Below are 11,285 nucleotides of genomic sequence, written 5' to 3'. Positions count from 1 at the left end.
CCAACTGGTAAATTATAAGAACGAATTAACTCTCCATCTTTACCATATACTAATAAAGTTGGAATTAATTTTTTATTTCTTCCTTCAGAAATTACTTTTTCTTGGAAACCTGTTTGCTCATCAATTTCAACCATAAACGATTGACCTTGCTCTAAATCTTCGTAAGCAATTTTTCCTGTAAATTCTGAAACAATTACACCATTATATGGATCCCATTTACAAATAGTTGCATTTTTCTCTAAAATGTCTCCATCTTTTACAAAAATACTTGATCCGTAAGGAATGTTATTAGTACTTAAAAGAATACCTGTTTTAATGTCGATAAGTTTCAATTCTGTTGAACGAGAAACTACAATATCAACGTTATTACCATCGCTATCTTCACCTTTTACAGTTTTTAAATCTTCAATTTCAAGTTTTCCTGCAAAACGTGCAACAATACTTGATTCTTCAGATATTCCTCCTGCAACTCCACCTACGTGGAATGTACGAAGTGTTAACTGTGTTCCTGGCTCACCAATAGATTGTGCGGCAATAACACCAACAGCTTCTCCTTTTTGAGTCATTTTTCCAGTGGCAAGATTACGTCCGTAACATTTAGCACAAATTCCTTTTTTAGCTTCACAAACTAGTGGAGAACGAACTTCTACTTTTTCTATAGGTGATTCTTCAATTGCTTTAACAATAGCTTCTGTAATTTGCTCACCTGCGTGAACTAATACATTAGAATCTAAAGGATTGATTACATCTTGTAATGCAACACGTCCTAAAATTCTTTCACCTAGAGTTTCTACAATTTCTTCGTTTTTCTTTAAAGCAGAAACTTCAATTCCTCTTAAAGTTCCACAGTCTACAGAATTCACAATTACATCTTGCGATACATCATGCAATCTTCTAGTTAAATATCCAGCATCGGCTGTTTTAAGTGCAGTATCGGCAAGACCTTTACGAGCACCGTGAGTAGAAATGAAATATTCTAAAATTGAAAGTCCTTCTTTAAAGTTAGAAAGAATTGGATTTTCAATAATTTCTCCACCACCAGCTGTAGATTTTTTAGGTTTAGCCATCAATCCGCGCATTCCAGTTAACTGACGAATTTGCTCTTTAGATCCACGTGCACCAGAGTCAAGCATCATATATACAGAGTTGAAACCTTGTTGGTCTTCTCTAATATTTTTCATTGCAAGTTCTGTTAATTGTGCATTGGCAGATGTCCAAATGTCAATAACCTGATTGTAACGTTCGTTATTGGTAATTAATCCCATGTTATAGTTAGCAGAAATTCCTTCTACTTGAACTCTAGCATCGGCAATTAATTGTGTTTTTTGTTCTGGAATTTTAATATCTCCTAATGAGAATGATAATCCACCTTTAAAGGCAAACTTGTATCCCATATCTTTCATTTCGTCAAGGAAGGCAGCAGTTGTAGGCACGTTAGTTACCGACAAGATTTTTCCAATAATATCACGAAGCGATTTTTTAGTCAATACTTCATTTATAAAACCTGCTGCTGGTGGAACTACTTCGTTAAAAATAACTCTACCGGCAGTTGTTTGAATAACTTTATATACTAATTCTCCAGCTTCATTAAAATCTTTAGCACGAACTCTTACACGAGCATTTAATTCTAATCTACCTTCATTTAAAGCAATATTTACTTCTTCGGCAGAATAAAAAGTTAAATCTTGACCTAAAATTTTATGTTCTGGAGTTGACAAACGTTCTTTGGTCATATAATAAAGACCAAGTACCATGTCTTGAGATGGAACTGTAATTGGAGCACCATTAGCTGGATTCAAAATATTGTGAGAAGCCAACATTAATAATTGTGCTTCAAGAATAGCTTCTGGTCCAAGTGGCAAGTGAACTGCCATTTGATCTCCATCAAAATCGGCATTGAAGGCAGTACACACTAATGGGTGTAGTTGAATTGCTTTTCCTTCAATTAATTTTGGTTGAAATGCTTGAATACCTAGACGGTGTAATGTAGGAGCACGATTCAGTAATACTGGGTGACCTTTAATTACGTTTTCTAAAATATCCCAAACTACTGGCTCTTTTTTGTCAATTATTTTCTTTGCAGATTTTACGGTTTTTACAATTCCTCTTTCGATTAATTTACGAATAACGAAAGGTTTGTATAATTCCGCCGCCATATCTTTAGGAAGACCACATTCGAACAATTTCATTTCTGGTCCAACAACAATTACTGAACGCGCAGAATAATCGACACGTTTTCCTAATAAGTTTTGACGGAAACGACCTTGTTTACCTTTTAGTGAATCTGATAAAGATTTTAACGGTCTGTTAGATTCTGTTTTTACAGCAGAAGCTTTACGAGTGTTATCAAATAATGAATCTACAGATTCTTGTAACATACGTTTTTCGTTTCTTAAGATAACTTCTGGAGCTTTAATTTCCATTAATCTTTTAAGACGATTATTTCTGATGATAACTCTACGGTACAAATCATTCAAATCTGAAGTTGCGAAACGTCCACCATCAAGTGGAACTAAAGGACGCAATTCTGGTGGAATAACTGGAACAACTTTCATAATCATCCATTCAGGACGATTTTCACGGTTTAGGTTAGAGTCTCTAAAAGATTCAACTACTTGCAATCTTTTTAATGCTTCTGTTTTTCTTTGTTTAGAAGTTTCATTGTTAGCGCTGTGTCTTAATGAATAAGAAAGAGCATCTAAATCGGTTCTAGCCAATAAATCCATAATACATTCTGCTCCCATTTTGGCAACGAATTTATTTGGATCAAAATCATCAAGATATTGATTGTCTTGAGGAAGTGTATCTAAAATATTTAAATACTCTTCTTCTGTTAAAAAGTCTAATCTTTGTATAGGTTCACCTTCTGCATTTTTTGCAATACCAGCTTGAATTACTACATATCTTTCGTAGTAAATAATCATATCTAATTTCTTAGATGGCAAGCCAAGAATGTAACCAATTTTGTTAGGTAACGAACGGAAATACCAAATGTGAGCAATTGGCACAACAAGATTAATGTGTCCAACTCTATCTCTACGTACTTTTTTCTCGGTAACTTCTACACCACAACGATCACAAACGATTCCTTTGTAGCGAATTCTTTTATATTTTCCACAAGCACATTCAAAGTCTTTTACTGGACCGAAAATTCGTTCGCAGAAAAGACCATCACGTTCTGGCTTGTGAGTTCTATAATTAATTGTTTCGGGCTTTAAAACTTCACCTCTAGATTCGGCTAAAATTGATTCTGGCGATGCCAAACCAATTGAAATTCTTTCAAATCTTTTAGGCGCAACACCTTTATTATTGTTGTTGTCTCTGTTATTTCTATTATTCATCTTAGTCTTTACTATTGATTTATTTGCAATTAAAAATTGATTTTTAGATACGTTGCATTGCAATTTCTCTACATCCACGAATTACTTCTCTAAACTTCAAAACTGATTTTTGAAGTGCTAATTATAATATTTGAAAATTTTATAAAAAATCGGAACGTTTTACGGGTCTAAATCTTAAAAACCTATTTATTGTCAAGTAGATACGTTACAATGTAACGCATCTACAGACATTTTTATTATTTATTCTTCTAATCTAATATCTAAACCAAGACCTTTCAATTCGTGCATTAATACATTGAATGATTCTGGTAATCCTGGTTCTGGCATTGATTCGCCTTTTACAATTGCTTCGTAAGTTTTAGCTCTACCAATAACATCATCCGATTTTACAGTTAAAATTTCACGTAGTGTACTTGATGCTCCATAAGCTTCAAGTGCCCAAACTTCCATTTCTCCAAAACGTTGACCTCCAAATTGAGCTTTACCTCCAAGTGGTTGTTGCGTAATAAGTGAGTATGGACCAATTGAACGCGCGTGCATTTTATCGTCAACCATATGTCCTAATTTTAACATATAGATAATTCCAACTGTTGCTGCTTGATGAAAACGTTCTCCTGTACCACCATCATATAAATAGGTATGTCCAAATCTTGGAATTCCAGCTTCGTCAGTATAACCATTAATTTGATCTAAAGTAGCACCATCAAAAATTGGTGTTGCAAACTTTTTACCTAATTTTTGACCTGCCCAACCAAGAACGGTTTCATAAATTTGTCCAATATTCATACGAGAAGGTACACCAAGTGGATTTAAAACTATATCTACTGGAGTTCCATCTTCAAGGAAAGGCATATCTTCGTGACGAACAATACGCGCAACAATACCTTTGTTACCATGACGTCCAGCCATTTTATCACCTACTTTTAATTTACGCTTTTTAGCAATATAAACTTTTGCTAATTTCAAGATTCCAGCTGGCAATTCATCTCCAACAGTAATTGTGAATTTTTCTCTACGTAAAGCACCTTGTAAATCGTTTAATTTAATTTTATAATTGTGAATTAAATCATTAACTAAACGGTTAGTATCATCATCTGCAACCCATTGACCTTTGGTTAAGTGAGCAAAATCTTCAACAGCATAAAGCATTTTTTGAGTATATTTTTTACCTTTTGGTAAAACTTCTTCACCCAAATCGTTCATAACACCTTGAGATGTTTTTCCGTTTACGATTAAGAATAATTTTTCTACTAGTTTGTCTTTTAATTCAACAAATTTTGTTTCAAATTCTAGTTCAAGAGATGTTAAAGCATCTTTGTCTTGCGTTCTTTTTCGTTTATCTTTTACTGCTCTTGCAAATAATTTTTTATCTAAAACAACTCCATGTAATGATGGTGATGCTTTTAATGAAGCATCTTTTACATCTCCAGCTTTGTCTCCAAAGATTGCTCTTAGAAGTTTTTCTTCTGGTGTTGGATCAGATTCTCCTTTAGGTGTAATTTTTCCGATAAGAATGTCGCCAGGTTTTACTTCAGCACCAATTCTAATCATTCCGTTTTCATCTAAATCTTTAGTTGCTTCTTCAGAAACGTTAGGAATATCATTAGTTAATTCTTCGTTACCTAATTTAGTATCTCTAACTTCTAATGAATAATCGTCAACGTGAATAGAGGTGAAAATATCATCACGAACCACTTTTTCAGAAATTACAATTGCATCCTCAAAGTTATATCCTTTCCAGGGCATAAAAGCTACTTTTAGGTTTCTACCAATAGCTAATTCTCCGTTTTGAGTTGCATATCCTTCACAAAGTACTTGACCTAGTTGAACTCTATCACCTTTTCTTACGATAGGTTTCAAGTTAATCGATGTACTTTGATTGGTTTTTCTAAATTTGATTAATTGGTATGTTTTTTCATCAGAATCAAAACTTACCATTCTTTCTTCTTCAGTTCTATCGTATTTAATAGTTATCATATTAGCATCTACGTACTCTACAGTACCTTCGCCTTCTGCATTTATTAACACTCTAGAATCTGATGCTACTTGACGCTCTAATCCAGTTCCAACAATTGGAGCTTCTGGACGTAATAAAGGAACGGCTTGACGCATCATATTTGATCCCATCAATGCTCTATTCGCATCATCGTGTTCTAAGAAAGGAATTAATGACGCAGAAATTGAAGCAATTTGATTAGGAGCAACATCGGTATAATGAACTTGATTTGGATCTACAACTGGGAAATCGCCTTCTTCACGAGCAATAACTTTGTCGGCAGTTATGTTACCTTTAGCATCCATTTCAATGTTGGCTTGGGCAATCATTTTTCCTTCTTCTTCTTCTGCGCTTAAATAAACAGGTTCAGAAATTAAATCAACTTGTCCGTTAGTTACTTTACGATAAGGAGTTTCAATGAAACCCATTCCGTTAACTTTTGCGTAAACACCAAGTGATGAAATAAGTCCAATATTTGGTCCTTCAGGAGTTTCAATTGGGCAAAGTCTTCCGTAGTGAGTATAGTGAACATCACGAACCTCAAATCCTGCTCTTTCTCTTGAAAGTCCACCTGGTCCAAGTGCTGATAATCTTCTTTTGTGTGTAATCTCAGCCAATGGATTGGTTTGATCCATAAATTGAGATAACTGGTTAGTTCCAAAGAAAGAGTTGATAACCGATGATAATGTTTTAGCATTAATCAAATCTATTGGTGTAAACACCTCGTTATCTCTAACGTTCATTCTCTCACGAATAGTTCTAGCCATACGAGCTAAACCAACACCAAATTGTTGAGAAAGTTGTTCTCCAACTGTTCTAACACGACGGTTTGATAAGTGATCAATATCATCAATCTCTGCTTTAGAGTTGATTAATTCAATCAAATATTTTACAATAGTTATGATATCTTCTTTGGTAAGCACTTGCTTTTCCATTGGAATATCCAAACCAAGTTTTTTATTCATTCTATAACGACCAACTTCACCTAAGTTATAACGTTGATCAGAGAAGAATAATTTATCTATAATACCTCTAGCCGTTTCTTCATCAGGCGGTTCGGCATTTCTTAATTGTCTATATATATGTTCAACAGCTTCTTTTTCAGAATTTGTTGGATCTTTTTGTAATGTATTGTGGATAATTGCATAATCTGCTTGATTATTATCCTCTTTATGCAATAAAATTACTTTTACGTCAGCGTCAAGAATTTCTTCTACATTGTCTTTATCTAGTATAGTATCTCTATCTAATATAATTTCATTACGCTCAATTGAAACGACTTCGCCTGTATCTTCATCAACGAAATCTTCGTGCCAAGTATTTAGTACTCTTGCAGCTAATTTTCTACCAATATATTTTTTTAATCCTGTTTTAGAAACTTTAATTTCTTCTGCAAGATCAAAAATCTCAAGGATATCTTTGTCTCTTTCAAATCCAATTGCACGGAATAAAGTAGTTACAGGTAATTTTTTCTTTCTATCAATATACGCATACATTACGTTGTTGATATCGGTTGCAAATTCTATCCAAGAACCTTTGAAAGGAATTACTCTCGCAGAATACAATTTGGTACCATTTGCGTGAAATGATTGACCAAAAAATACTCCAGGAGAACGGTGTAATTGAGAAACTACAACACGTTCGGCTCCATTTATTACAAATGTACCACTTGGCGTCATGTAAGGAATAGTACCTAAATATACATCTTGGACTATTGTTTCAAAATCTTCGTGCTCTGGATCTGTACAATACAATTTTAAACGCGCTTTTAGAGGAACACTATAAGTTAATCCTCTTTCAATACACTCTTGAATAGTATATCTAGGTGGATCAACAAAATAATCTAAAAATTCTAAAACGAATTGGTTTCTTGTATCTGTAATTGGAAAATTTTCCATGAAGGTATTGTATAAACCTTCGTTGCCTCTTTCGTCAGATTTAGTTTCCAATTGGAAAAAATCTTTAAACGATTTAACCTGAACATCTAGAAAATCTGGATATTGAGGAATATTTTTCGTTGAGGCGAAATTCAATCTTTCAGTCTGATTTGTTATCATCAATGGACAAAATTTTGATTAAAAAAAAGTAATTTTTTTGTGTAAAAACACTGTTTAATTTATACTTTTCCTTTTTATAATCGATACCTCTTTAAAAATGAACCAGGAAAATTTAGTTCGTTTTTTTCATCGTACTGATTAAAAATTTTTCGTATTTTAAACTAATTTATAATAAAATTTTTAAAATTTTATTATACGAAAAATGGTTTAGGTCATTGAGTGATTAAACTCAAGACCTAAACCTAGTTCTAAAACTATGTAAGAGTTATTTTAACTCAACAACAGCTCCAGCTTCTTCCAAAGATTTTTTCAAACCTTCAGCTTCTGCTTTAGAAACTCCTTCTTTAATATTAGAAGGTGCAGCATCTACCATATCTTTAGCTTCTTTAAGACCTAAACCAGTTAGTTCTTTAACTGCTTTAACAACTGCTAATTTAGAAGCACCAGCTTCTTTAAGAACAACAGTAAATTCTGTTTGCTCTTCAGCAGCAGCTTCACTTGGACCAGCCATTACAACTGCAGCTGCAGCTGGCTCAATACCATATTCATCTTTTAAAATCGTAGCTAAATCGTTAACTTCTTTTACTGTTAAGTTTACTAATTGTTCTGCGAATTGTTTCAAATCTGCCATTTTTTCTATCGTTTAAAATGTTTTGTAATTTATTTTTGTTTACTCGTGCGCAATTTATTCTGCTGTTTCACCTTTTTTCTCTGCATGGTTTAATAATGCAGAAATAATTCGTTTAGCAGGAGATTGAAGCAATCCGATGATTTCTCCAATAACTTCCTCTTTAGATTTAAGAGCTGCTAAACTATCTAAAAGATTATCTCCAATATATATTTCATTATTGATGAATGCACCTTTAAAAACAGGTTTGTCAGATTTCTTACGAAAATCTTTAATGATTTTTGCAGGAGCATTTGCTATATCTGCAATAAAAATTGAAGAATTTCCTTTTAATATAGATGGTAAATCACCATATTCTTTTTTAGAAGCTTCCATTGCTTTTTCAAGCAAAGTATTCTTAACTACTTCTAATTTAATTCCAGCTTTAAAGCAAGCTCTTCTTAAATTTGATGTAGTTTCTGCGTTTAATCCAGAAGTATCAGCAATATAAAAAATATTACTTTCAGCCAACTTTGCAGTTAAGTCTTCTATCGCGATTGATTTTTCTTCTCTAGTCATAATAAAATTTGTTAACTACCAATTACACTCCTTTAGGATCTAAAGAAATACCTGGACTCATTGTACTTGATAAGTAAATTGACTTAATGTAAGTACCTTTAGCAGCAGTTGGTTTAAGTTTAATTAATGTTTGAATTATTTCGTGTGCATTGTCTACAATTTTATCAGCATCGAAAGAAATTCTTCCAATTCCTGCATGGACAATACCTGTTTTATCAACTTTAAAGTCAATTTTACCTGCTTTAACCTCTGCAACTGCTTTACCAATTTCCATTGTAACAGTTCCAGTTTTAGGGTTTGGCATCAAACCTCTTGGTCCTAAAATACGCCCTAATGGACCTAATTTTCCCATAATAGCTGGCATTGTGATAATTACATCAACATCTGTCCAACCATCTTTTATTTTTTGAAGATAATCGTCTAATCCTACATAGTCAGCACCTGCAGCTTTTGCTTCTGCTTCTTTATCTGGAGTTACCAAAGCTAATACTTTGGTATCTTTTCCAGTACCATGAGGAAGAGTTACAACTCCTCTAACCATTTGATTTGCTTTTCTAGGATCTACTCCTAAACGAACTGCAATATCTACAGATTCGTCAAATTTAGCAGACGCAACGGTTTTCAATAAAGAGGATGCATCTTTCAATGAATACAATTTATTCTTCTCAATTTTAGAAGCCGCTTCTTTTTGTTTTTTTGTTAATTTTGCCATAGCTTTCTCTTATTTTAGAGGAGAATCTCCAGTTACAGTTATTCCCATAGATCTAGCGGTTCCTGCAATCATGCTCATGGCAGATTCAGAAGTGAATGAATTTAAATCGACCATTTTGTCATCTGCAATAGCTTTAATCTGATCCCAAGTAATACTTGCAACCTTTTTACGATTAGGCTCACCAGAACCAGATTTTAATTTAGCAGCATCCAATAACTGAATAGCAGCAGGAGGAGTTTTTACGACAAAATCAAAAGATTTGTCTTTGTATACCGTTATTTGAACTGGTAATACTTTGCCGGGTTGATCTTGGGTTCTAGCATTAAACTGCTTACAGAATTCCATAATATTAACTCCAGCAGCTCCTAAAGCAGGTCCAACCGGTGGCGATGGGTTCGCAGCACCTCCCTTAACTTGTAGTTTAACTACTTTACTAATTTCTTTAGCCATTTCTTAAAAATTTAACACAACTATCAATTGGAAGCGATTGATGTGATTATTATATATGTAACAAAAATTATACTTTTTCAACTTGCATAAAACTTAATTCTAAAGGTGTTTTTCTTCCGAAAATTTTAACCATAACTTCAAGTTTACGTTTTTCCTCATTAATTTTTTCAATAGTTCCGTTGAAACCATTAAAAGGACCATCAATAACTTTAACAGTTTCCTCTAATTTAAATGGAATTAATTGAGTATCAGTATTTACAGCCAACTCATCAACTTTACCAAGCATTCTATTTACTTCAGAAATTCTTAAAGGAACTGGATCTCCGTTCTTAACTTCACCTAAAAAACCAATAACACTGGTTATAGATTTAATAATATGAGGTATTTCTCCAGCAAGATTGGCTTCAATCATAACATAACCTGGAAAATAAACCTTGTCCTTAGTTATTTTTTTTCCATCTCTAACTTGAACAACTTTTTCTGTTGGCACTAATACTTGAGAAATGTAATCTCCCATTCCAAGTCTGTTAATCTCAGTCTCAATATAAGATTTAACCTTATTTTCTTGACCACTAACAGCTCTTACTACATACCATTTTTTAACTAAATTATCAGCCATTTTTTAATTATGATTTAATCCAATTAAAAAAACCTTCAATAGCTTTAGAGAAAAGTTCATCAACTCCCCAAGTGGCTAATGCAAATACTACTGAAAATAAAGCAACAACAATTGTCAATCGTTGTACTTCTGACCATTCTGGCCAAGTTACATTTGATTTTAATTCTTCAAATGCTTCCGAAAAATAATTAAATACTTTTGACATTTTATATCTTTTTTGCACGGGCGGAGGGATTCGAACCCCCATCAACGGTTTTGGAGACCGCTATTCTACCCTTGAACTACGCCCGTATTATAAAACCAGTGACGAAAAAACGACACTGGTTTTTAAATTTTATTTTTTTGAGATTATTCTACAATTTCAGTAACTTGTCCAGCACCTACTGTTCTACCACCTTCACGGATAGCGAAACGTAAACCAACGCTCATTGCGATTGGACTTAATAATGTTACATCAATAGTTAAGTTATCACCTGGCATTACCATTTCAACTCCTGTAGGAAGCATAATTACACCTGTAACATCAGTTGTACGTACATAAAATTGTGGACGGTAATTATTATGAAATGGTGTATGACGACCACCTTCTTCTTTTTTCAATATGTAAACCTCGGCTTTAAATTTAGCATGTGGTTTTACTGATCCTGGCTTAATAATTACCATACCTCTTTTGATATCAGCTTTGTCGATACCTCTTAAAAGTAAACCTACATTATCTCCAGCTTCTCCTCTATCAAGAATTTTACGGAACATTTCAACTCCAGTAATGGTAGAAGTTAATTTTTCTGCACCCATTCCAATAATTTCAACTGGATCACCAGTATTTGCGATACCCGTTTCGATACGACCTGTAGCAACAGTTCCACGACCTGTGATTGTAAATACGTCTTCAACTGGCATCAAGAATGGTTTTGCAACGTCACG

Annotated in this window: 9 protein-coding genes and 1 tRNA gene; all 10 read right to left on the bottom strand. The window is 33.5% G+C overall.

The genetic code is table 11. The annotated features are described in order from the left end of the window. Positions 1 to 3,341, bottom strand: a 3,341-nt coding sequence (gene rpoC, locus ACH2BC_RS14730; RefSeq protein ID WP_395054979.1) for a DNA-directed RNA polymerase subunit beta', incomplete at its 3' end; no start/stop codon positions are given. A 240-nt stretch (positions 3,342 to 3,581) separates the two neighbouring features. Then, entirely contained in the window at positions 3,582 to 7,394 is a 3,813-nt protein-coding gene (gene rpoB / locus ACH2BC_RS14725; protein WP_395054977.1) for a DNA-directed RNA polymerase subunit beta, read from the bottom strand. Positions 7,395 to 7,659: 265 nt separating this feature from the next. After that, the gene (gene rplL, locus ACH2BC_RS14720) at positions 7,660 to 8,025 is read right to left on the bottom strand and encodes a 50S ribosomal protein L7/L12 (protein WP_395054975.1); all 366 of its coding nucleotides are present in this window, start codon (positions 8,023 to 8,025) and stop codon (positions 7,660 to 7,662) included. 54 nt (positions 8,026 to 8,079) lie between these two features. Then, positions 8,080 to 8,580 (bottom strand): 50S ribosomal protein L10, encoded by a 501-nt coding sequence (gene rplJ, locus ACH2BC_RS14715; protein ID WP_395054973.1) that lies wholly within the window; start codon positions 8,578 to 8,580, stop codon positions 8,080 to 8,082. A 22-nt stretch (positions 8,581 to 8,602) separates the two neighbouring features. Further along, positions 8,603 to 9,292 carry a 50S ribosomal protein L1 gene (rplA, locus tag ACH2BC_RS14710; protein ID WP_395054971.1) on the bottom strand — a complete coding sequence of 230 codons (690 nt, stop codon included), beginning with the start codon at positions 9,290 to 9,292 and terminating at the stop codon, positions 8,603 to 8,605. A 9-nt stretch (positions 9,293 to 9,301) separates the two neighbouring features. Next, entirely contained in the window at positions 9,302 to 9,742 is a 441-nt protein-coding gene (gene rplK / locus ACH2BC_RS14705) for a 50S ribosomal protein L11 (RefSeq protein WP_395054969.1), read from the bottom strand. A 67-nt stretch (positions 9,743 to 9,809) separates the two neighbouring features. Further along, complete coding sequence (gene nusG / locus ACH2BC_RS14700) at positions 9,810 to 10,361, bottom strand: transcription termination/antitermination protein NusG (RefSeq protein WP_395054967.1); 552 nt, start codon at positions 10,359 to 10,361, stop codon at positions 9,810 to 9,812. A 7-nt stretch (positions 10,362 to 10,368) separates the two neighbouring features. Next, complete coding sequence (gene secE / locus ACH2BC_RS14695) at positions 10,369 to 10,566, bottom strand: preprotein translocase subunit SecE (protein ID WP_395054965.1); 198 nt, start codon at positions 10,564 to 10,566, stop codon at positions 10,369 to 10,371. Between the two features lie 15 nt (positions 10,567 to 10,581). Beyond that, positions 10,582 to 10,652: transfer RNA gene (locus ACH2BC_RS14690), tRNA-Trp, on the bottom strand. Between the two features lie 57 nt (positions 10,653 to 10,709). Further along, positions 10,710 to 11,285, bottom strand: a 576-nt coding sequence (locus ACH2BC_RS14685) for an EF-Tu/IF-2/RF-3 family GTPase (protein ID WP_395054963.1), incomplete at its 5' end; no start/stop codon positions are given.

Source organism: Flavobacterium sp., assembly GCF_043760115.1.
Classification (GTDB): Bacteria; Bacteroidota; Bacteroidia; order Flavobacteriales; family Flavobacteriaceae; genus Flavobacterium.
This window is presented reverse-complemented; position numbering and strand designations above follow the sequence as displayed.